The 22,015-nt window shown below is 71.6% G+C and carries 16 protein-coding genes, 2 pseudogenes and 1 riboswitch; of the genes and pseudogenes, 5 read left to right on the forward strand and 13 right to left on the reverse strand.

Annotation, left to right across the window (positions count from 1 at the left end; all coding sequences use genetic code 11):
* The first annotated feature begins 316 nt into the window (after positions 1-316).
* Entirely contained in the window at positions 317-1,375 is a 1,059-nt protein-coding gene (gene sepH / locus OG206_RS07945) for a septation protein SepH (RefSeq protein WP_327113693.1), read from the forward strand.
* An 83-nt stretch (positions 1,376-1,458) separates the two neighbouring features.
* On the opposite strand, the gene OG206_RS07950 is transcribed toward sepH, so the two are convergent.
* Positions 1,459-2,286, reverse strand: coding sequence for a sulfurtransferase (locus OG206_RS07950; RefSeq protein ID WP_327113695.1), 828 nt, complete (start codon positions 2,284-2,286; stop codon positions 1,459-1,461).
* A gap of 239 nt (positions 2,287-2,525) precedes the next feature.
* Between OG206_RS07950 and OG206_RS07955 the strand changes: the two genes are divergently transcribed.
* A complete protein-coding gene (locus OG206_RS07955; protein WP_327113697.1) occupies positions 2,526-3,302 on the forward strand; it encodes a VOC family protein in 777 nt (258 codons plus the stop codon).
* Between the two features lie 116 nt (positions 3,303-3,418).
* Here OG206_RS07955 and OG206_RS07960 read toward each other — a convergent pair.
* Positions 3,419-4,871, reverse strand: a pseudogene (locus OG206_RS07960) (ABC transporter ATP-binding protein).
* 166 nt (positions 4,872-5,037) lie between these two features.
* Here OG206_RS07960 and OG206_RS07965 point away from each other — a divergent pair.
* Positions 5,038-5,361, forward strand: a complete 324-nt coding sequence (locus tag OG206_RS07965) for a hypothetical protein (protein WP_327113699.1) — start codon at positions 5,038-5,040, stop codon at positions 5,359-5,361.
* Positions 5,362-5,450: 89 nt separating this feature from the next.
* Here OG206_RS07965 and OG206_RS07970 read toward each other — a convergent pair whose 3' ends face one another.
* From OG206_RS07970 to OG206_RS07990, 5 genes and pseudogenes are all read right to left on the reverse strand, one after another.
* A complete protein-coding gene (locus tag OG206_RS07970; protein ID WP_327113701.1) occupies positions 5,451-5,891 on the reverse strand; it encodes an SRPBCC family protein in 441 nt (146 codons plus the stop codon).
* A 113-nt stretch (positions 5,892-6,004) separates the two neighbouring features.
* On the reverse strand, positions 6,005-6,655 hold the full coding sequence (locus OG206_RS07975; protein WP_327113703.1) for a thymidine kinase: 651 nt from the start codon (positions 6,653-6,655) through the stop codon (positions 6,005-6,007).
* A 60-nt stretch (positions 6,656-6,715) separates the two neighbouring features.
* Positions 6,716-7,903 (reverse strand): alkaline phosphatase family protein, encoded by a 1,188-nt coding sequence (locus tag OG206_RS07980; RefSeq protein ID WP_327113705.1) that lies wholly within the window; start codon positions 7,901-7,903, stop codon positions 6,716-6,718.
* On the reverse strand, positions 7,903-8,499 hold the full coding sequence (locus OG206_RS07985; RefSeq protein WP_327113707.1) for a DUF5998 family protein: 597 nt from the start codon (positions 8,497-8,499) through the stop codon (positions 7,903-7,905). Before OG206_RS07985 ends, OG206_RS07980 begins: the two co-directional genes overlap by 1 nt.
* A 59-nt stretch (positions 8,500-8,558) precedes the next feature.
* Positions 8,559-11,448, reverse strand: a pseudogene (locus tag OG206_RS07990) (bifunctional acetate--CoA ligase family protein/GNAT family N-acetyltransferase).
* Positions 11,449-11,612: 164 nt separating this feature from the next.
* Here OG206_RS07990 and OG206_RS07995 point away from each other — a divergent pair.
* Positions 11,613-11,894, forward strand: a complete 282-nt coding sequence (locus OG206_RS07995; RefSeq protein WP_018520603.1) for an HPr family phosphocarrier protein — start codon at positions 11,613-11,615, stop codon at positions 11,892-11,894.
* Between the two features lie 160 nt (positions 11,895-12,054).
* Here OG206_RS07995 and OG206_RS08000 read toward each other — a convergent pair whose 3' ends face one another.
* From OG206_RS08000 to OG206_RS08015, 4 genes are all read right to left on the reverse strand, one after another.
* Positions 12,055-12,759 (reverse strand): GntR family transcriptional regulator, encoded by a 705-nt coding sequence (locus OG206_RS08000; RefSeq protein ID WP_327113711.1) that lies wholly within the window; start codon positions 12,757-12,759, stop codon positions 12,055-12,057.
* A 235-nt stretch (positions 12,760-12,994) separates the two neighbouring features.
* Positions 12,995-13,753 carry a M23 family metallopeptidase gene (locus tag OG206_RS08005; RefSeq protein WP_327113713.1) on the reverse strand — a complete coding sequence of 253 codons (759 nt, stop codon included), beginning with the start codon at positions 13,751-13,753 and terminating at the stop codon, positions 12,995-12,997.
* A 13-nt stretch (positions 13,754-13,766) separates the two neighbouring features.
* Positions 13,767-13,935: riboswitch (cyclic di-AMP (ydaO/yuaA leader) on the reverse strand.
* A 189-nt stretch (positions 13,936-14,124) separates the two neighbouring features.
* Positions 14,125-15,507: a M16 family metallopeptidase gene (locus tag OG206_RS08010; protein ID WP_327122208.1), complete on the reverse strand. Its 1,383-nt coding sequence runs from the start codon at positions 15,505-15,507 to the stop codon at positions 14,125-14,127.
* A gap of 26 nt (positions 15,508-15,533) precedes the next feature.
* The gene (locus OG206_RS08015) at positions 15,534-16,886 is read right to left on the reverse strand and encodes a M16 family metallopeptidase (RefSeq protein WP_327113715.1); all 1,353 of its coding nucleotides are present in this window, start codon (positions 16,884-16,886) and stop codon (positions 15,534-15,536) included.
* A gap of 247 nt (positions 16,887-17,133) precedes the next feature.
* Between OG206_RS08015 and OG206_RS08020 the strand changes: the two genes are divergently transcribed.
* Complete coding sequence (locus tag OG206_RS08020; RefSeq protein ID WP_327113717.1) at positions 17,134-19,584, forward strand: DNA gyrase/topoisomerase IV subunit A; 2,451 nt, start codon at positions 17,134-17,136, stop codon at positions 19,582-19,584.
* 28 nt (positions 19,585-19,612) lie between these two features.
* On the opposite strand, the gene OG206_RS08025 is transcribed toward OG206_RS08020, so the two are convergent.
* Positions 19,613-20,761 (reverse strand): CobW family GTP-binding protein, encoded by a 1,149-nt coding sequence (locus OG206_RS08025; RefSeq protein ID WP_327113718.1) that lies wholly within the window; start codon positions 20,759-20,761, stop codon positions 19,613-19,615.
* Positions 20,758-21,945 (reverse strand): citrate synthase/methylcitrate synthase, encoded by a 1,188-nt coding sequence (locus OG206_RS08030; protein ID WP_327113719.1) that lies wholly within the window; start codon positions 21,943-21,945, stop codon positions 20,758-20,760. The genes OG206_RS08025 and OG206_RS08030 overlap by 4 nt, the downstream gene beginning before the upstream one ends.
* Between the last annotated feature and the right edge of the window lie 70 nt (positions 21,946-22,015).

Genomic DNA, 22,015 nt, shown 5'->3' on the forward strand with positions numbered 1-22,015 from the left:
CGTGGCCCGAATGGAGTACTGTGACGAGCCCTGGGGCCGGACTCCCGCATGGGTGGCCGGACCTACGGGAGGGAGCCGAAATCGGCACTCGAACCGGCGGCGCCGCGGCATCGCACGGGCGCCTGCTGCACGGAGTGACGAATCGGTCACTCCGCGTCGCAAACTGGTAACCGTGCCATCGTGGCGTTCCAGGGCCAAGGCCCGACACGCCGGGTAACTTGGCAAGGTTGTGGCAGGCTGAACCCGGGCAGGTCACACTCGACTAGCGGAAGCAGCGACGCACGTGACGTCGGCAGGCACCACCCGGGAGGTTCCCATGCCCGAACTGCGTGTCGTGGCCGTCTCAAACGACGGCACACGACTGGTGCTCAAGGCTGCGGACAGCACGGAGTACACGCTTCCGATCGATGAGCGGCTGCGTGCCGCCGTGCGCAACGACCGCGCACGCCTGGGCCAGATCGAGATCGAGGTGGAGAGCCATCTCCGCCCCCGCGACATCCAGGCGCGGATACGCGCCGGTGCCTCCGCCGAGGAGGTCGCACAGTTCGCCGGCATCCCGGTCGACCGGGTGCGCCGCTTCGAGGGTCCGGTGCTCGCGGAGCGCGCCTTCATGGCCGAGCGGGCCCGGAAGACAGCCGTGCGCCGTCCCGGCGAGAACACCGGACCCCAGCTCGGTGACGCGGTGCAGGAGCGGCTGCTGCTGCGCGGCGCCGACCGGGAGACCGTGCAGTGGGACTCCTGGCGCCGGGACGACGGCACCTGGGAGGTCCTCCTGGTGTATCGCGTCGCAGGCGAACCGCACTCCGCGAGCTGGACCTACGACCCGCCGCGGCGGCTGGTCCAGGCCGTGGACGAGGAGGCGCGCTCGCTGATCGGCGAGACCGACGACGCCGCCCCCGAGCCCAGCTTCCCGTTCGTACCCCGGATCGCCCGCCTGCCGCGCGACCGGCCGCTGGACCGTGCCCTGGACCGCCAGATCGAGCGGCCCGCCCCTTCGGCGCCGGAGCCGGACGAGCGCCTCGGCAGTGTCTCCGCGGGCGAGCGGGACTCGCTGACCAGCCTCCTGGAAGCGGTACCGAGCTTCCGCGGGGACATGGTCGTACCCGAGCGGCCGTCACAGCCCGAGCCGCCCGCACTCGAACCCGCGCCGCAGCAGGAGCCCGAGGTGGACGAGCCTCCGGCGGCGGCTGCGGCGGGCGCCGGTTCCGCCTACGCCGACGTGCTGATGCCGCGCGCGGTGGCCGGGCACCGGGACCGGCTGACCGGCACCACGGACCGCCAGGCCGAGGCCGACGGGGTTCGCCCCGGACGCCGGGCTGCGGTGCCGAGCTGGGACGAGATCGTCTTCGGTACGCGCCGGAAGAAGCAGGACTGAGGACGGGTCCGGACGCCGACGTCATGAGGAGGGCCCGTGCGCAGTGGCGCACGGGCCCTCAATCCTCGGGGCGGTCGGTGGCTTCAGCGCGGGTCAGGTCCCGTGGCGACCGGCCGGGACTCGTCCGCGGACCATTCCGACCAGGAGCCGGCATAGAGGGCGGCCCGGTGTCCGGCGATCTCCAGCGCCAGCACTTGATGCGCGCCCGAGACACCGGAACCGCAGTAGACACCGACCTCGGTGGCGCCGTCCGCGCCCAGGGCCGCGAAGCGGGAAGCCAGCGATCGGGCCGGCAGGAACCGACCGTCCTCGTCGACGTTCTGGGTGGTCGGGGCGGAGACCGCGCCCGGGATGTGGCCGCCCACACGGTCGATGGGCTCGACGTCGCCCCGGTAGCGCTCCGCCGCCCGCGCGTCGAGCAGGAGCCCGGAGCGGGCGAGGCCGGCCGCGCCGTCGGCGTCCAGCAGACCGAGCGCACCCGGCGCGGGCCGGAAGTCGCCCTCGGCGGGCTTCGGGAGCGCGGTGGTGAGCTCGCCCGTCCACGCGGCGAGCCCTCCGTCCAGCACGCGGACGTCGAGGTGGCCGGTCCAGCGCAGCAGCCACCAGGCTCGGGCGGCCGCCCAGCCCTGACCGCCGTCGTACACCACCACGGGGGTCTCGCTCCCCACACCCGCGCGCCGCATGACGGCCCCGAAGTCCTCCGGGTCCGGCAGGGGGTGGCGGCCGCCGCTGCCCACCGGTCCGGCCAGCTCGGCGTCCAGGTCGACGAACACCGCGCCCGGGATGTGCCCGGCCTCGTAGGCGGCGAGGCCGTGCGGTCCGCCGAGCTGCCAGCGGACGTCGAGGAGGACCGGCGGGCGCGGCCCAGTCGACTCGCTCAGGTATTCGGATGCGGTGATGATGGGCTTCATGGGTGCCATCCTCGCGCAGTAACCGCCCGCGACGCCGCCTCACCTAAGCGGATATACCCCATCAAAGCAGGCAACACGGCGAGCGGAAGCCGGAAAATGCGGCGCGGCCGGGGTGCCTCGGAGGCTCAGTGGTGCGAGCATCTGCACGGAGCGTACGCACCCGTATCCGTACCGCTGGACGTCGTGCAGGCCCCGTCCTCCCGTACGGCGACCCCGATGGTACGAGGAGAGAGAAGAAGATGACCGAGGCTGCCACCCGGCGCATTCCCGGAGCACCGTGCTGGGTGAGTCTGATCGTGCACGGCCTGTCCGCGACCCAGGACTTCTACAGCCAGTTGTTCGGCTGGGATTTCCGGCCGGGTCCCGAGCAGTTGGGGCCGTACGTACGGGCCCTCCTGCACGGCAAGGAGGTCGCGGGCATCGGGCAGCTGCCGCCGGACCGGCACCTCCCGATCGCCTGGACGACCTATCTGGCCACGGAGGACGCTGACGCCACGGCCGAGGCCATCCGTTCCTGCGGCGGTACGGTGGCGGTCGGGCCCATCGTCGCGGGCAGTGCGGGCCGGCTGGCGCTCGCGTCGGACCCCGGCGGTGCCGTGTTCGGCATCTGGCAGGCCGCCGAGCACCTCGGTACGGCGCTGGCGGGCACGCCCGGCACCCCCGTGTGGAACGAGCTGGTGACGCGGGAGACCGCGTCGGTCGCCAAGTTCTACCAGGCGGTGTTCGGCTTCGAGACCGAGGCGGTCGTCTCGGCCGACTTCGACTACCAGACGCTGCACCTGCGGGGGCGCCCGGTCGCGGCCCTGCACGGCGTGGGGCACGGGCTGCCGCGCGACCGGGGGCCGCACTGGATGACGTACTTCCAGGTCGCCGACACCGACGAGGCCGCGGCACGGGTGACCGAACTCGGCGGGCGGGTACTGCACCCGCCGGGGGACACGCCGAGCGGCCGGCTGGCCACGGTGGCCGACCCGGAGGGAGCGGTGTTCACCGTCGTCAGGCCGCCGGAGGACTGAGCGGACGGGTCGGCCGCCGCCCCCGGCGCACCTCCACGGGCCGGAGGGCTGCGGGCGGGTGCACGCCGGTACCGGAGTCGACGCCCGCTCGGGGCGCCCGGCGAGAGGTGGGCATGTCAGCTCGGCCGTGTCGGCTGGAGTCCCGCGTACACGCCGTCCCTGTCCAGCAGTTGCTCGTGCGTGCCCACCTCGGCGACACGGCCGCCCCGCATGGCCACGATGCGGTCGGCCCCCTGGATCGTGGACAGCCGGTGCGCGACGACGAAGACGGTCCGGCCGCGCACGAGCCGGGTCAGGGCCTCCTGCACGAGGGCCTCGGAACGGTTGTCGAACGCGGAGGCCGCCTCATCAAGCACCAGCACCCTCGGATCCCTGATCAGTGCCCTGGCGATGGCGAGCCGCTGTTTCTGACCGCCCGACAGCTGGGCACCGCGCTCCCCGATGACCGTGTCCAGGCCGCGCGACAGGCCGTTGACGAACTCCAGGGCGTTGGCGTCGCGGAGAGCGCGCGTCAGTGACTCCTCGTCCGTGTCGCCCATGCCGTGGGTGACGTTGTCGCGGATGCTCCCCTCGAAGAGGATCGACTCCTGCGGCACCACCGACAGGAAGCGCCGGTAGCTGCGCAGGTCCAGCCCCGCCATGTCGGTGCCGTCCAGGAGGATGCGTCCCGAGGTCGGCCGGATGAACCCGATGAGCAGGTTGGGCACGGTGGACTTGCCCGCCCCGGAGGCGCCCACCAGCGCGATGGTCTCGCCCGGCCGTGCGGAGAGGGTGAACCCGTCGACCGCGGGCTCCCCGCCGTCGTAGGCGAAGCCCACGTCCTCGAAGTCGATGCGGCCGACGACGTCGTCCACCTGCGCCTTGCCGGCGTTGTCCTCCAGGTCGGGCGCCTGGAGCACCTCCCCCGCCGAACGCACGGACTCCACTCCCTTGGTGAGGATGGGGGCCAGGCCGAGCAGGGTCGTCACCGAACCCGTCAGGACGGTGAAGAAGGCGCTGAGCATGACCACGTCCCCGGCCGTGACCGGCATCCACCCGTGGTAGGCCACCAGCGCCGAGCCGGAAAGGCACAGCACGCCCAGTGTGTTGAGAATGGCCCAGGCGAGCGGGCCGAAGCGGCCGTTGATCATGTCCAGGCGCAGACCGGCCGCGAACACCTGGCGCAGGGAGCCGTCGACGCGGCCGAGGGCGGTCCGCTCCAGGCCGTGGGCCCGGGTGATGGGGATGAGGGTGGTCATCTCACCCACGCCGGATGCTGCCGCCGAGAAGGCGCACGTACCACTGGTGGAGGGGGTAGTTGATCACGAGGATGAACAGCAGGATGCCGGTGGACTTCCAGATGCCTGACTCGGGGCCGTGCTGGACGACGACATCGAGCACTTTTGCGGTGATCAGCGGCAGCAGCCAGATGGGGCTGTGCTTCACGACGAAGACGGCCGCCGCCAGGGCGAGCCGGCCGCGGTCGGGGCGGAACAGGTGGCCGAGGGTACGGACCGGGTTCTCGCCGCGGTAGCGGTGGTCGAAGGGTGCCAGGGGTTCGGCGGAGAGCGTCGGAAGCGCCTTCTTCATACGAGCATCCCACCCGGTCCCGAGGTCACCGACAAGCCCCGTTCCGCGTACGGAGACGCCCGGGACACCGGCCGGCATACCTGCCCACGCGGGCCGCACTCCCAACGAAGGGGTTGTTTTCGGGAACTCGCCGCGTGAGCGTCTCCGGCCCGGGTAGCCGCGAGGAATGTTCAGGCACAGGCGCGTACGAATTCTGACCGTGCTGCTCAGCGGCTGGGTGGCACTGACCGCGGTGGAGCGGGTGGCCGAGGACGCACCCTGGCCGAGCGCGGCCATGGGCGGCCTGCTGTGGGCTTCTCTGGTGGCGGCCGTCTGGTGGTTCGCGGAGTGGACGCAGTCGCCGCTGCGCACCGCACGCGAGGCGGCGGAGGCGCGCCGCCGGGAGGCCGCCGTGGCGTACGGGGAAACATCGGACGCGGACAGCGGCACGGATGCCGGTGCCGGATCCGCCGGCCGCTCGCAGGACTCCTCGGCTCAGGCGCCGCACTGACGTACCGTCAGGTCAGGGACCGACGACGTGAACCGCCCGTGTGCGCCTCCTGGGTGCACACGGGCGGTTCACGTACGGGCAGCTGCGGATCACAGGCCCCGGGGGCCGTCTCCCGCCGCCGCCTCGGCCAGCTTCTGGAACTCGCCCAGGTCGTAGTTGGCCAGCGCCGAGTCCAGATTCGTCAGGGCCCCCAGGTGCTCCACGAACCCCTTGGGGTCGTACTCGATCTGCAGGGCCACCCGGCTGGAGTGGTCGTCGATCCGGTGGAAGGTGACCACTCCCGCGTGGTGCACACCCTCGATCGTCTTCCAGGCGATGCGGTCCTGCGGGACGACCTCGGTGAGCTCCGCGACGAAGCCCTTGTCGGCGCCCGGCAGGGACAGCTGCCAGGAGAAGCGGCGCTCGTCCATCGGGTCGACGCGCCGGACGTGGCTCAGGAACTTCGGCCACTGCGTCACATCGCTCCACAGCGCCCAGGTAACGGCGACCGGCGCCTTGATGTCGACGGTTTCGACGAGGGAGGAGGACATGTCATCACCCTTTTCGTACTCGATTGCGACTTCCGCTCCCGAGTACCCGCTCGGCGTCCCCCCACGCATGATCCCCGGCCCACCCGGCTGCGGGTCGGCCGGCAGGGGCGGGCTCAGCCGTGGTTGACCGGCAGGACGTCCGGCGAGAGCGCACCCGCGTAGGCAGCGGCGCTCGTCATGTGGCGGCGGTGGTGACGACGGCAGAGGACCTCGTAGCCGACCTCTCCGGCCGGCCGGTCGACGTCGCCCACGACGACCTGCTCCCCCTCGACGACCATGGCCCCGTCCACGGTCCTGGCATTGTGCGTGGCGCGCGCCCCGCACCAGCACATGGCCTCGACCTGGAGTGTCTCTATGCGGTCCGCCAGCTCGATCAGCCGCTGCGAGCCGGGGAAGAGCTTGGTCCGGAAATCCGTGGTGATCCCGAACGCGAAGACGTCCAGGCCGAGGTCGTCCACGACCCGCGCCAGTTGGTCGATCTGCTCGGGCGCCATGAACTGGGCCTCGTCCACGATCACGTGGTCGACCTTGTCGCCCCTCGACATGCGGCCCACGAGATAGCCGTACAGGTCCATACCCGGTGCCGCTTCGACGGCGTCCGTCACCAGGCCCAGCCGCGAGGACAGCTTCCCCTCGCCCGCCCGGTCGTCGCGGGTGAAGATCACTCCCTGCAGACCGCGGGCCGACCTGTTGTGACTGATCTGGAGGGCCAGGGTGCTCTTTCCGCAGTCCATCGTTCCGGAGAAGAACACGAGCTCGGGCATGAGGGGGTGCGCGCCTTTCGGGGTGCGTGTGCGGTGCGTTCGTGGTGCGGGCAAGCGGGGTTACGAGCGTACTTCGAGGAGTGGGACCAGCTGTTCCACGGGGGTCAGCGAGCCGTGCATCCCCACCATCACCGACTCGTGGGGTTCGTTGACGGAAGCGGTGATCACCACGTCGTCGTGGGCGGCGGCCACGACGTCGCCGATCCTGCCGTACACGCGCTCGTCGATCCGGGGGCCGAACCAGCCCGCGGCGACGGCCTCGTCCCGGCTCGCCACCCAGAACTGCTCGCCCAGCACCTCGCGCCACACGGTGAGCACATCGGCCTCGGCGCCGGGCACCGCGTACACGTGGCGTGCGCGGCCCTCGCCGCCCAGCAGGGCGACTCCCGCGCCGAGTTCCCAGTCCTCGTCGAAGTCGATCCGGGACTGTTCGTCGAACGGGATGTCGATCATGCCGTGGTCCGCCGTGATGTAGAGCGCCGAGCGGGGCGGGAGCTGCTCGGCGAGGCGCCGGGCGAGCCCGTCGACGTACATCAGCTGGCCACGCCAGGCGTCGGAGTCGACACCGAAGCGGTGGCCCTGGCCGTCGACCTCGCTGTAGTACGTGTAGACCAGCGACCTGTCGCCCGCGCCCAGCCGCTCGGCGGCGAGGTCCATGCGGTCCTCGCCGGTGAGCCGGCCGAGGAAGGAGCCGCCGCTGAGCGCGACCTTGGTCAGCGGGGTCTGCTCGAAGTGGGGTGCGGAGACCTGCGCCGTACGTACGCCCGCGGCGTCGGCGAGCTGGAAGACGGTGGGGTGGGGCTGCCAGACCTTGGGCGCGGTCCAGGGCTTCCAGCGGAGCTGGTTCATCAGCGCGCCCGTCTCCGGGTTGCGCACGGTGTAGCCGGGAAGGCCGTGCTCCCCGGGGGGCAGGCCCGTACCGACGGAGGCGAGCGAGGTCGCCGTGGTGGACGGGAAGCCCGCCGTGATGGGCCGGCCGGTACCACCCCGCGAGGTGGGGAGGAGGGAGTGCAGGAAGGGCGCTTCGTCGGGGTGCGCCGTGATCTGCTCCCAGCCGAGGCCGTCGATCAGGAAGACGCAGTTCCGGTCGGCCGGGGTGAGCTCGGGGATCGACGCCTCGAAGCCGGGTACACCCTGTCCGGCGGCGAGGGTGGGCAGCAGGTCGGCGAGCGAACCGCTGCCGTACTCCGGCGCCGGAGCTGACTCGGGAGCGAGCAGGACGGGATCCTGCCAGGCCGGCTGGACCATCAGCGACCGGTCGCCGCGGTCACGGCCGTGGCCTCGGAGAGGGCCTGTGCGAAGGCGAGGGTCTGGCGCACGGTGTCCGGGCCGTCGCCGGCCTCACTGACGCGCAGGCTCAGGTCGTCGGCGGTGGAACTGCCCGTGTAGCCGTGGTCCGCCTCGCAGTTGGGGTCGCCACAGGCGGCGGGCTCCAGGTCGATCCGGGAGACGGCGCCCCAGCCGATGGTGAGGACGACCTCGCGCGGCAGCGTGCCGGGCACGTACTTCTCGGGGTCGGCGACGACGCGGCTCACCACGACGGACGAGATCCTGTCGAGCTTGACGGACTCGGTCGACGTCGTGGCGTACGGCGTCGGGGAACTGTTGTCGGCAGCCTGCTCGTCCGTGTGGCTGACGATGAAGCGGGTGTCCGTGAGGACGAGGACCGTGACGTGGCGGCGGACCTCGTTGGAGTCGAAGGTGGTCTCCTGGTGCACCAGGTACGACGCGACCGGCTCCCCGCCGACGGCGGCCTCCACCGCCTCGGCCACGAGGGCCGGGTAGTAGCCGCTGCGCTCGATCGCCGTGCGCAGCCCCTGGGTCGTCGTACCGGTCTTTGCCATGCGGACCATCCTACGGGGGGCCGGTGGCTGCCGGGGACGCCGTGCGCGGCCCGCCGGGGTCAGTAGCTGGGGAGCCGCCGGGGGCCGAGGTCGCTCCGGGCGGGCGGCGGTGCGAGACGGACGCTCGCCCCGAGCACGGTCAGGCCACGCGTCGCGACGACGACCGGTTCCAGGGCGACCGAGACCACCTCGGGATGGTCGTCGACCAGCCGCGACACCCTCAGCAGGAGCTCCTCGAGCGCCGCGGTGTCGGCCGGCGTGGAGCCTCGCCAGCCGAACAGGACCGGCGCCGCCTTGATGGACCGGATGAGTTCGGCGGCGTCCCGGTCGGTGACGGGCACGAGGCGGTGGGCGGTGTCGCCCAGCAGCTCGGAGGGTGCGCCGGCCAGGCCGAAGGAGAGGACGGCCCCGGCGGCCGCGTCGATCGAGGCCCGTACGACGGTGTCGACGCCCCGGGGTGCCATGGCCTGGACGACGGGCCGGAGTTCGGCGGGTGTGCCGAGCAGGTCCGTCAGTTCGTCGTAGGCGCGGCGCAGCGCGTCCTCGTCGACGAGGTCGAGCCGGACGCCGCCCAGGTCGGCGCGGTGGCGGAGATGGGGCGCGGTGGTCTTGAGAGCGACCGGGTAGCCCAGCCGCCCTGCGGCGGCGACGGCGGCCTCGGGGTCGAGTGCGGGGAGCGCCGGACGCACGGTCACGCCGTAGCCGGCCAGGAGCTCCTCGGACTCGTCGTGGGTGAGGGGACGGCCGCGCGGGTCGGGATCGGCGCCGAGGAGCGCGTCGATGCGTGCCGCGGTGCCCGGTCCGTCGATGGTGTCGTCGAGGAATTCGGGCACCTTGCCGGGGGACGCGGCCTGACGTCGCCACTGCGCGTACTTCACCGCTTCGGCGAGAGCGCGCACGGCTCGCTCGGCCGCGGGGTAGGCGGGGATCCGTCCGGCGCGGGGGGCGTGCCGCGTCTCGTCGGCGGCCGCTCCGGGCGCCGCCGGTGCGGGGCCGTGCGGTTCGCTCCCGGCCGGCGCGGCGGTCCGGGGTCCTGTCGCGGGGGCGGCGGACGGCCGGGGCGGGGGCGGCGCGGCCGTCGCCGGCCGCGTCCGCGAGCGCGTGGGCCAGGCCGCCCATCTCCACGTGCACGACGGCCACCGGCTTGGCCGGGCCATCGGCCGCCGCCTCGCGCAGCGCGGCCCCGAGGACCTCCCCCTCGCCGGTCTGCGCCTCGCCGTTCTCCCCCACCCAGGGGATGGCCGTCACGATCACGGCGTCGCAGCCCGGGTCGGCCAGTGCTTGCGCGAGAGCGTCCCGGAAGTCCCTCGGGCCCGCGGCCGTGGTGAGGTCGCGGGGCGGGCGCGGGCGCAGTCCTTCCGCCAGGCATGCGTCGTACGTGAGGAGCCCGAGGGACTCGGAGTTGCCCAGGATCGCGACCCTGGGGCCGTCCGGGAGGGGCTGTCCGGCGAGGAGCAGGCCCACGTCGACCATCTCGGTCACCGTGTCGACCCGGATCACACCGGCCTGGCGCATCAGGGCGGAGACCGTCGCGTCGGGGATACGGCTGACGGGCACGGCGTGGCCCGGCGGGTTCGTACCGCTGTGCCGGGCGCCCTTGACCACGACCACGGGTTTGACTGCGGCGGTCCGGCGGGCGAGCCGGGTGAACTTGCGCGGGTTGCCGAGTGATTCGAGGTAGAGCAGGGCGACATCGGTGTCCTGGTCCTCGAACCAGTACTGCAGGAAGTCGTTGCCGGAGACGTCGGCCCGGTTGCCCGCGGAGATGAACGACGACAGTCCCGCGCCGCGCCGGTGGAGACCGGACAGGAGCGCGATGCCGATGGCCCCGGACTGGGTGAAGAGCCCGATGCGCCCGGCCTGGGGCGACTCCGGGGCGAGGGAGGCGTTGAGGCGGACGGCGTCGGAGGTGTTGATGATGCCGAAGGCGTTCGGCCCGATGATCCGCATCCCGTACGACCGCGCCTGGCGGACCAGTTCGCGTTGGCGTTCCCGCCCTTCGGCGCCGCGCTCGCCGTAGCCGGCGGAGAGGACGACGACGCCCTGCACCCCGTGTTCACCGCAGTCGGCGACGGCTTCCGGCACCCGGTCGGCGGGGACCGCCACGACCGCGAGGTCGACGGGCTCGCCGATCTCGCCCACGGAACGGTGCGCGGGGACGCCGTCGACCGTGGCCAGGCCGGTGGCGAAGGAGGTGTTCACCGCGTAGGTGCGTCCGGTGAAGTCCGAGCCCAGGAGATTGCGCAGGACCGTACGGCCGACCCCGCCCTCCGCGCGGCCTACGCCGACCACCGCGACGGAGCCGGGTGCGAGCAGGCGCTGCACGGAGCGCGCCTCGGCCCGCTGTTCCCGTGCGCGCTGGACGGCGAGGGACTCGGCTGTGGGTTCCAGGTCGAGGGTGAGATGGACGGAGCCGTCCTCGAAGCTGCGCTGCTGGGTGAACCCGGCGTCGCGGAACACCTTGATCATCTTGGTGTTGGCGGGCAGCACCTCGGCGGCGAAGCGACGGATGCCCCGCTCCCGGGCGACCGCCGCGATGTGCTCCAGGAGCGCCGACGCCACTCCGCGGCCCTGGTGGGCGTCCTGGACGAGGAAGGCGACCTCGGCCTCGTCCGCGGGGGCCGAGGCGGGGCGGCCCCGCTCGTCGATGCGGTCGAAGCGGACGGTGGCGATGAAGTCGCCGCCGACGGTGACGGCCAGTCCCACCCGGTCGACGTAGTCGTGATGGGTGAAGCGGTGCACGTCACGCGCGGAGAGCCGGGGGTACGGGGCGAAGAAGCGGTAGTACTTCGACTCGTCGGAGACCTGCTCGTAGAAGCTGACCAGCCGCTCGGCATCGTCCGTGGTGATGGGCCGGATGCAGGCGGTGCCACCGTCGCGGAGCACCACGTCCGCCTCCCAGTGGTCGGGGTACGCGTGATGCGGCCTCTGCTCCGGGATGGGCTCCATGGGCAAAGCCTACGACCGCCGCAGCGGTCGCGGCGGGTTCCCGGCGGGGGCACGCTGAGTGAGCCTGCGGGCGGCCGCCCGGCCCGCTCCGGGGCCGGGCACAGCAGGGCGCACCACATGAGAGACTGGTCTAGACAACTCATTGACACCTGAAGGGCAGAACCATGGCTGAGCGCCGCGTCAACGTCGGTTGGGCCGAGGGCCTGCACGCCCGCCCCGCTTCCATCTTCGTCCGTGCCGCCACGGCCTCCGGCGTCCCCGTGACCATCGCCAAGGCGGACGGCAACCCCGTCAACGCCGCCTCCATGCTCGCGGTGCTCGGCCTGGGCGCGCAGGGCGGCGAGGAGATCGTGCTCGCCTCCGAGGCGGACAACGCCGAGGCCGCCCTGGACCGCCTGGCGAAGCTGGTTGCCGAAGGGCTCGAGGAGCTCCCGGAGACCGTCTGATCCCGGCCGGAATTCTCTCTGCGGAAAAGCCGCGGCGCCCCCACCGGGCTCTGCGGCTTTTCTGTTTCCCGAACTGCCGGGAACCAGCCCCGGAAAAGCGGATCAAGGCAGCAGGAAGAAAGCCCTTCGACAATTGCCCTCTTTGTATACGGTGCAATTGTTAATGACGGACTCCCGCGATGTTTACGTGGTGTTGCGAAGTCCTCACCCGGGCTCCGCCCGCCGCCCGGTCGGGCCGGTCCGTGCGGCGCAGCCGGTGGGCCGCCGTGACCCGCTCGGCGTGCTGGACGGCGAGCGCCCTGGCCCGTTCCGCGTCCCCGCGCGCCACGGCGTCCACGAGGGCACCGTGCTCGGCCCAGGATTCCGCGGGCCTGGCCGGCTGCTCGACGGCGTACATCCAGGCGATCTTGTGCCTCAGCTGCGTGAGCAGCGCGATCAGGGCGGGGCTGCCCGACGCCTGGGCGAGCGTCTCGTGGAACCAGCCACCGAGCGAGCGCAGGTCCTCCCCCTCGCCCCGCCGCACCCTCTCCTGCCCCAGCCTGACCAGGCCCCGGAGCACCTTCAGGTGCGCGTCGGTACGTCGCCGGGCCGCACGCGCGGCGCCCAGCGGCTCCAGCAGCATCCGGATCTCCAGCAGGTCGGCCGCCTCCTGCTCCGTGGGTTCGGCGACACAGGCACCGGCGTGCCGACGGGTGACGACGAACCCCTCGGACTCCAGGGTGCGCAGTGCCTCGCGCACAGGGACACGGGAGACGCCGTAGCGGCGCGCGAGCACCTCCTCGGTGAGGCGGCTGCCGCGCTCGAAGACACCGGAGACGATGTCGTCACGGATTGCCGTGCATACCGAATGCGCGGGAATGCGCATGTCCGAACCTCCGCCTTAATCCCCGCGAAACGCGGCCGATCGACGCCTGTTCTGTGACTCTATTGCAACCGGTCGGAATTTCCGACGGCGGGGTGGAATCCATGGATATCTTTTGGCCGGAAGGCAGTTCCGCGCGGCTCGGATGCGCCGTGCCGCGGGGCACGGCGAAGGCCCCGGCGCGATGCCGGGGCCTTCGTCGGAGCGGTGCGTGCGGGCGAACGGGGCGGACCCGGGGTCAGACCTGGACGCCGTGGGCGCGGAGGTAGGCGACGGGGTCCATGTCGGAGCCGTACTCGGGGGTGGTGCGGGCCTCGAAGTGCAGGTGCGGTCCGGTGGAGTTGCCGGTCGACCCGGAGAGGCCGATCCGCTGCCCCGAGCCGACGCTCTGGCCGACCGAGACGCCGATCGAGGAGAGGTGGCCGTACTGGGTGTACGTGCCGTCCTTCATCCTGAGCACGATGTTGTTGCCGTACGCGCCGCCCCAGCCGGCCTCGACGACCGTGCCGGCACCGACGGCGACGACGGAAGTGCCGGACGCGGCCTGGAAGTCCACGCCGGAGTGGGTGCCGGAGGACCAGAGCGCGCCGCCGGACTTGTAGCCGGTGGTGACGTGCGAACCGGCGACCGGGAGGTGGAAGGCGTTGAGACGGGCGCGCTCGGCGGCGCGTGCGGCACGCGCCTTCTCCTCACGGGCCTCCTTGGCGCGGGCCTCCGCCTTGCGCTTGGCCTCGGCCTTCGCCTTCGCGACCTCCGCCTGGTGCTGCTGGGCCTGCGCCTGGGCCTCGATCTGCGCGGCAAGGCTCATGTCGAGGGCGACGGTCTGCGCCAGACCGGTGCCGCTCGCGGTGACCTCGGAGTCCGCGGCGAGCGCCGGGGATGCTGTGGCGCCGATGACACCGGTGGTGGCCAGGGCCGCGATGCCGGCGACCCGGGCGCTCCTGCGCGTCAGGCGGCTCGGGGCACGGTGCTTCCCGGTGGCACGGATGAACGCCATGAAGTGGCTGGTCCTTTCCTTCCTTCTCGCCTACCGGGTTAGCTGACGGGTTCGGAGCAGGAAGGTCTCCTACGGGCCCCTCTCGTCTCGCGCGAGACGCAGGGATCCGATTCACCCCAGGGACTTCGTGGGTCCCCGGCTCCCCAGGCTCGCGCCTGACGGGGACTCGGCGATGACTGTCCGGCGCCGCGGTCGCGGCTCGGGTCCGACGGACAGCCGAGCCGACGCTAGGACGGGCCCCTCCCCCTCACCAAACGGAAAGGGTCTTTTGTCGGACATCCCACAGGATGAACACGCACTTCTCTTGATAAATCAGACAAAAGACAGGACCCCGGCGGAGTGTCCGCCGGAGTCCTGAATGTGGCGGACCGTCAGCCGCTGACGACCGACACCTCGCCGATGCCCAGCGCCCTGACGGGGTCGGCGATCTGCGCGGCGTCGCCGACCAGCACGGTGACCAGACGGTCGACGGGGAAGGCGTTGACCACCGCGGCGGTCGCCTCGACCGTGCCCGTATCGGCCAGGCGCGCGTACAGCGTGGCCTGGTAGTCGTCCGGGAGGTGCTGCTCCACCTGGTCGGCGAGGGTCCCCGCGACGGAGGCCGCCGTCTCGTATTTCAGCGGGGCCACGCCCACGAGGTTCTGCACGGCGGTCTCACGCTCGGCGTCGGTGAGCCCCTCGGCCGCGAGGGTGCGCAGGACCTTCCACAGGTCGTCGAGCGCCGGCCCCGTCGACTCCGTGTCCACCGAGCCGCTGATGGCCAGCATCGCCGCGCCCGTGGGTCCGGAGGACGAACCGGGACCTGTCGAGCGCAGTACCTGGCCGAAGGCCCGGACGCCGTAGGTGTAGCCCTTCTCCTCGCGCAGCACGCGGTCCAGCCTGGAAGTCAGGGTGCCCCCCAGGCAGTACGTGCCGAGGACCTGGGCGGGCCACACGCTGTCGTGCCGGTCGGCACCGATCCGCCCGATGAGGAGCTGGGTCTGCACCGCCCCGGGACGGTCCACGATGACCACACGTCCGGTGTCGTCCGCGGTGATCGGAGGCACCGGGCGTGCCCGGACCGAATTGCCGGACCAGTCGCCGACGGTTTCGGCGAGCAGTTCGTCCAGGTCGATGCCGGTGAGGTCGCCGACGACGACGGCGGTCGCGGTGGACGGACGGACGTGGGCGTCGTAGAAGGCACGGACGGCCGCGGCGTCGATGCGCCGCACCGTCTCCTCGGTCCCCTGGCGCGGACGCGACATCCGGGCGGTCGCCGGGAAGAGCTCCTTGGAGAGCTGCTTCGCCGCCCGCCGGGCGGGGTTGGCCTGCTCGTGGGGGATCTCGTCGAGCCGGTTGCCCACCAACCGCTCGATCTCGCTCTCCGCGAAGGCCGGGGCCCTCAGCGCCTCGGCGACCAGGCCGAGCGCCTTGGCGAGCCGGGAGACCGGGACCTCCAGAGAGACGCGGAGACCCGGGTGGTCGGCGTGGGCGTCCAGTGTGGCGCCGCAGCGCTCCAGCTCGGCCGCGAACTCCTCCGCGGAGCGCTTGTCCGTGCCTTCGGACAGCGCGCGGGCCATGATCGTGGCCACACCGTCGAGGCCCTCGGGCTCGGCGTCCAGCGGCGCGTCGAGGAAGATCTCCACGGCGACGACCTGCTGGCCGGGGCGGTGACAGCGCAGCACGGTCAGGCCGTTGGGCAGTGCGCCCCGCTCGGGCGCGGGGAAGGCCCAGGGCCTGGCCTCGCCGGCGGTCGGCTGCGGGTGGTACTCCATCGCTACTCCAGTCACGGCGGCGTCGGTCACTTGTCGGCCCCCTCGTGCGCGTCGTTGCCGTCCGTCTCGTCCGCCGGTTCGACCGGCTCGTAGACCAGGACGGCACGGTTGTCGGGCCGCAGATGGGCCCGGGCAGCGGCCTTGACCTCGTCGGCGGTCACGTCCAGCACGCGGCCGACCGCGGTCAGCGCGAGCTGCGGATCGCCGAACAGAACGGCGTACCTGCACAGTTCGTCGGCACGGCCGGAGACCGTGCCGAGCCGGTCGAGCCACTCGCGCTCCAACTGTGCCTGCGCGCGTTCCATTTCCTCCGGGGTGGGGCCCTCCTCGGCGAAGCGGGCCAGCTCCTCGTCGACCGCCTCCTCGATCCGCGGGACCTCGACGCCGCCGGACGTCTTGACGTCCAGCCAGCCCAGCGAGGGTGCGCCGGAGAGCCGGAGCAGCCCGAATCCCGCGGCCACGGCCGTGCGGTCGCGGCGGACCAGGCGGTTGTGCAGGCGGGACGACTCGCCGCCACCGAGCACGGTCAGCGCGAGGTCCGCGGCATCGCACGCGCGGGTGCCGTCGTGGGGCAGCCGGTAGGCCGCCATCAGCGCACGTGCCGGCACCTCCTCATGGACCACCTCCCGCAGCTGGCCGCCGATGGTGTCCGGCAGCGTGCCGTCACGCGGGGGCTGCTTGCCGTCGTGGGAGGGAATGGATCCGAAGTACTTCTCGATCCAGGCGAGCGTCTGCTCGGGGTCGATGTCCCCGACGACGGACAGCACGGCGTTGTTCGGCGCGTAGTAGGTGCGGAAGAACGCCTGCGCGTCCTCGAGCGTCGCCGCGTCCAGGTCGGCCATCGAACCGATCGGCGTGTGGTGGTACGGGTGGCCCTCCGGGTAGGCGAGCGCGGTGAGCTTCTCGAACGCCGTGCCGTACGGGACGTTGTCGTAGCGCTGGCGGCGCTCGTTCTTCACCACGTCCCGCTGGTTCTCCATGGACTCCTCGTCGAGCGCGGCGAGCAGCGAGCCCATCCGGTCGGCCTCGAGCCACAGGGCCAGCTCCAGCTGGTGCGTGGGCATCGTCTCGAAGTAGTTGGTGCGCTCGAAGCTGGTGGTGCCGTTGAGGGAACCGCCGGCTCCCTGCACCAGCTCGAAGTGTCCGTTCCCCTTGACCTGGCCCGAGCCCTGGAACATCAGGTGCTCGAAGAGGTGAGCCAGGCCGGTACGGCCCTCGACCTCGTGGCGGGAACCGACGTCGTACCAGAGGCAGACCGCGGCGACCGGGGTCAGATGGTCCTCGGAGAGCACCACGCGCAGGCCGTTGGCCAGCCGGTGCTCGGTCGCCGTCAAGCCGCCGGAACCGGCCTGGGCTGTGGCCGTGTGACCCATGGGCATGTACGTCCCTTCGATCGGTACAGGATTTTCCTGCCGGACCTGCCACTGTAAGCAAGCGCACGGGCACCTGGCGAAGTTCCCGCCGGGTGAATGTTGTCGTAGATCCTGCCGTGAAGAGGGGCTTCGCGGGGCCCCCGGAGAGCGCTTCGGACGGGTCGAGGTCGGGGTTGTCGGTGCGGCGGTCCACAATGGTCGGCGTCAGAACCTGAGGTTGCCCGACAGAATCTGTGAAGGAGTCGCAGCCGCGATGGCCCGCCGCAGCACCAAAACCCCGCCGCCGGACGACTTCGAGGAGAAGATCCTCGACATCGACGTCGTCGACGAAATGCAGGGCTCCTTCCTCGAGTACGCGTACTCGGTGATCTACTCCAGGGCTCTGCCGGATGCCCGGGACGGCATGAAGCCCGTGCACCGCCGCATCGTGTCCCAGATGAACGAGATGGGACTGCGCCCCGACCGTGGGTACGTGAAGTGCGCACGGGTCGTCGGCGAGGTGATGGGCAAACTGCACCCGCACGGCGACGCGTCGATCTATGACGCACTGGTGCGCATGGCACAGCCGTTCTCGATGCGCCTGCCCCTCGTCGACGGGCACGGCAACTTCGGCTCCCTGGGCAACGACGACCCGCCTGCCGCCATGCGGTACACCGAGTGCCGGATGGCCGACGCCACGTCACTGATGACGGAGTCGATCGACGAGGACACCGTCGACTTCCAGTCGAACTACGACGGCCAGGAGCAGGAGCCGGTCGTCCTCCCGGCGGCGTACCCGAACCTCCTGGTCAACGGCGCTTCGGGGATCGCGGTCGGCATGGCCACCAACATGCCCCCGCACAACCTCGGCGAGGTCGTCGCCGCCGCGCGCCACCTGATCCGGCACCCGGGCGCGGACCTCGAGACGCTGATGCGTTTCGTCCCCGGACCCGACCTGCCGACCGGTGGCAGGATCGTGGGCCTGGGCGGCATCAAGGACGCGTACGCCTCCGGGCGCGGCACGTTCAAGATCCGCGCCACGGTCGCCATAGAGAACGTCACGGCGCGCCGCAAGGGCCTCGTGGTCACCGAACTTCCCTTCACCGTCGGTCCGGAGAAGGTGATCGCCAAGATCAAGGACCTGGTCGGGTCGAAGAAGCTCCAGGGCATCGCCGACGTCAAGGACCTCACGGACCGCGCGCACGGGCTCCGGCTGGTGATCGAGGTCAAGAACGGCTTCGTGCCCGAGGCCGTGCTGGAGCAGCTCTACAAGCTGACGCCGATGGAGGAGTCCTTCGGCATCAACAACGTCGCGCTCGTCGACGGGCAGCCGCTCACCCTGGGGCTGAAGGAGCTCCTGGAGGTCTACCTCGACCACCGTTTCGACGTGGTGCGCCGGCGCAGTGAGTTCCGCCGGACCAAGCGCCGGAACCGGCTCCACCTGGTCGAGGGCCTCCTCGTCGCCCTGCTCGACATCGACGAGGTCATCCGCCTCATCCGGGACAGCGACAACTCGGGTCAGGCGAAGGAGCGCCTGATGGAGCGCTTCTCGCTGAGCGAGATCCAGACGCAGTACATCCTGGACACCCCGCTGCGCCGGCTCACCCGCTTCGACCGGATCGAGCTGGAGACCGAGCGCGACCGCCTGAACCAGGAGATCGCCGAGCTGACCGCGATCCTGGAGTCGGACGCCGAGCTGCGCAAGCTCGTCTCCGCAGAACTGGCCGCGGTGGCGAAGAAGTTCGGCACCGACCGGCGCACCGTCCTGCTGGAGTCGTCGGGTTCGCAGGTCGCCTCGGTGCCGTTGGAGGTCGCCGACGACCCCTGCCAGGTGCTCCTCTCCTCGACCGGCCTGCTGGCCCGTACGGCGAACGCCGAGCCGATCGTCCAGGCCGAGGACGCGAGGAGGGCGAAGCACGACGTGATCGTCTCCGCCGTCCGCGCGACGGCACGCGGCGACGTGGGTGCGGTGACGTCCGGCGGACGGCTGCTCCGCCTGTCGGTGATCGACCTGCCTCAGCTGCCGGACACTCACGCGGCACCCAACCTGTCGGGTGGGGCGCAGATCTCGGAGTTCCTCACGCTGGAGGCGGACGAGAGCCTGGTCTGCCTCACCACCCTGGACGAGGAGTCGCCGGGTCTCGCCATCGGCACTCTGCAGGGTGTGGTGAAGCGAGTGGTGCCCGACTACCCGGCCAACAAGGACGAGTTGGAGGTCATCTCACTGAGGGACGGCGACCGGATCGTCGGCGCCTCCCAGCTGCGTACGGGCGAGGAGGACCTGGTCTTCATCACGTCCGACGCTCAGTTGCTGCGCTACCCCGCGGCTCAGGTCCGTCCGCAGGGGCGGGCAGCCGGTGGCATGGCGGGCATCAAGCTCGCGGCGGGCTCCGCGGTCCTGTCGTTCGCCGCTGTCGATCCCTCGGCGGACGCGGTGGTGTTCACGGTCGCGGGGTCGCACGGAACGCTGGACGACTCGGAACGGACCTGGAAGCTCACCCCGTTCGATCAGTATCCGCGCAAGGGCAGGGCCACCGGCGGGGTGCGCTGCCAGCGCTTCCTGAAGGGGGAGGACGTCCTGGTGTTCGCCTGGGCCGGGGAGACGCCGGCACGGGCGGCGCAGAAGAACGGCACGCCGGCCGACCTGCCTGCCCCGGATCCGCGCCGTGACGGTTCCGGGACACCGTCCACGAGCCCCGTCGCGGTGATCGCCGGACCGCTGTAGCACCCGGCCGGACGGCGGGGCCACCAAGTCATCGGGCCCCGTCGTCCGGCTGCCGCACATAGCGCAGGACGCCCCACATGCTGCGTTCCAGCTCATCGGCGGCGCCGGCGTCCTGCCGCTCGCGGGTGGCGTCGGTGTCCTGTCGCGTGCGGATGATCCCGGGGTCCTGCCCCTGCCCGTCGGGGGCGTTCCGCTGCTCCTCGCGGCACCCCTCGAGCTGCTTGTGGAGCGCCTCGGCGTCGATGCCTGACCCGATCAGCACCAGTTGGGTCCGCCGGGGCTCCTGCCGGGGCCACGCCTGCGGGACGAAGCGCAGGAACCTGCCGACGGCATGCAGGGCGTAACGGTTGTCCCGGTCGCCGGCGCCGAAGTCGGCGAAGCCCTTGATGCGGTAGAGCCCGGCCGGCCGGGAGTCGAGGAACTCCATGAACCTGCGAGGGCTGAGAGGCAGTTCGGTGGTGAAGGAGACGCTCTCGTACGCCGCGTGCAGATGGGCCTCGTGCAGACGGTCCGCCTCGGGAACCAGATCCTCGAAGGTCAGCTGCCGCGCGATGTCGTCCTCGTCCGGCCCGAGGGCGGGGTCGAAGAGGAGCTCGGGGTCGATTCTCCCGTACGCGGCGCCGATCACCGCAGCCTTGCCGCCGGCCTCGCCGACGGCCCTCCGCACCTCGCTCAGGCCCGCTTCCGTCACCCGGTCGGTCTTGTTCAGCACGATCAGGTCGGCGACGGCGAGATGGCGGTCGATCTCCGGGTGGCGCGCCCTGGTCGCGGGGAATTCGGCGGCGTCGACGACCTCGACCAGTCCCCCGTACCTGATGTGCGGGTTGTCGCTCGCCAGCAGCATCCGCACGAGTTCCTGGGGCTCGGCGAGGCCGCTGGCCTCGATCACGATCACGTCGAGCCGGGCGCTCGGCCGGGTGAGCGTCTCCAGGAAGGTGTCGAGTTCGCTCGCGTCGACCGCGCAGCACAGACAGCCGTTGCCCAGGGAAACCGTGGACCCGACCTGGCCCGCGACGGTCATGGCATCGATCTCGATGGAACCGAAGTCGTTGACGATCACGCCGATCCGGTTGCCCGACCTGTTGCGGAGCAGATGATTGAGCAGCGTCGTCTTGCCGGAACCGAGGAACCCCGCCAGGACGACGACCGGGATCTGCGAGGTGTGGGGCGGGGTCAACTGGTGCCTTCCTGGGTCGGCCGGAGCGCCGGTACGGAGCGCGTCGGCGGCATTCCGACATAGCGGGCCGCCGGCCGGATGATCTTCGGGTCCTGCGCCTGTTCCAGGATATTGGCGCTCCAGCCGACCATGCGCGCGGCACAGAAGGTGGGGGTGAACATCTCGCGGGGAAGCCCGCAGAGCTCCATCACGACACCGGCGTAGAACTCCACGTTGGTGTGCAGCTCACGCCCGGGCTTGAGCTCCGCGAGGATCGCCTCGACCCGCTGCTCGACCTCGACCGCGAAGTCGGCCAGCGGTCCGCCGAACCCCTGCGCGATCGAGCGCAGCATGCGTGAGCGCGGGTCTTCGGTGCGGTAGACGGGGTGCCCGAACCCCATGATCCGCTCCCCCGCGAGGACCCGTTCCCGGATCCAGGCGTCGATGCGGTCGGGGCTGCCGATGGCGTCCAGGGTGTCCAGCGCCCGGCTGGGTGCGCCGCCGTGCAGCGGCCCGGAGAGCGCGCCCACCGCCCCGACCAGACACGCGGCGATGTCGGCGCCGGTGGAGGCGATCACCCTCGCGGTGAACGTGGAGGCGTTGAAACCGTGATCGACCGTGGAGATGAGATACCGCTCGACCGCCGAGGCCCGTGCCGCGTCCGGCTCCTCACCGGTGAGCATGTACAGGTAGTTCGCCGAGAAGGGGAGGTCGTCGCGCGGTTCGACCGGTTCGAGGCCGATGCCGAGGCGGTACAGGGCGGTCAGCACGGTGGGAACCACGGCACACACGGCGAGCGCGTCGTCCCGGCGCCGGTCCGCGCCGATGTCGTACACCGGACGGAAACCGGCGGTGGCGCCGAGGAGCGAGAGCGCGGTACGGAGGCCGGCGAGCGGACCGGAAACCGCTCCGGCGCGGGCGATGGACGGCAGCGCCTCCCGCACCTCCTCGGGCAGGCGCCGCAGACCCGCGGTACGTGCGGCGAATTCCTCGGAGGCGCCCGGGCCGGGAAGCTCCCCGTGGAACATCAGGTACCAGACGTCCTCGAAACTACGGGTCCGCGCGAGCTCGATCGCCGAGTAGTGCCGGTAGTGGTAGAAGCCCTCGCGTCCCCGTACGTCACCGAGAGCGGTGTCGGTGACGATCACACCGGCGAGCCCCCGGGGCACGTCGAGCGGGGTGATTTCTGTGCGCGTGGCAGGCATGGCAAGTCTCTTTCCACGGTGGAGTCAGGCATTGATTCCACTGTCCAGGGTTGATGGTGTGGCGTCAACA

The sequence above is a fragment of the Streptomyces sp. NBC_01341 genome (assembly GCF_035946055.1).
Classification (GTDB): domain Bacteria; phylum Actinomycetota; class Actinomycetes; order Streptomycetales; family Streptomycetaceae; genus Streptomyces.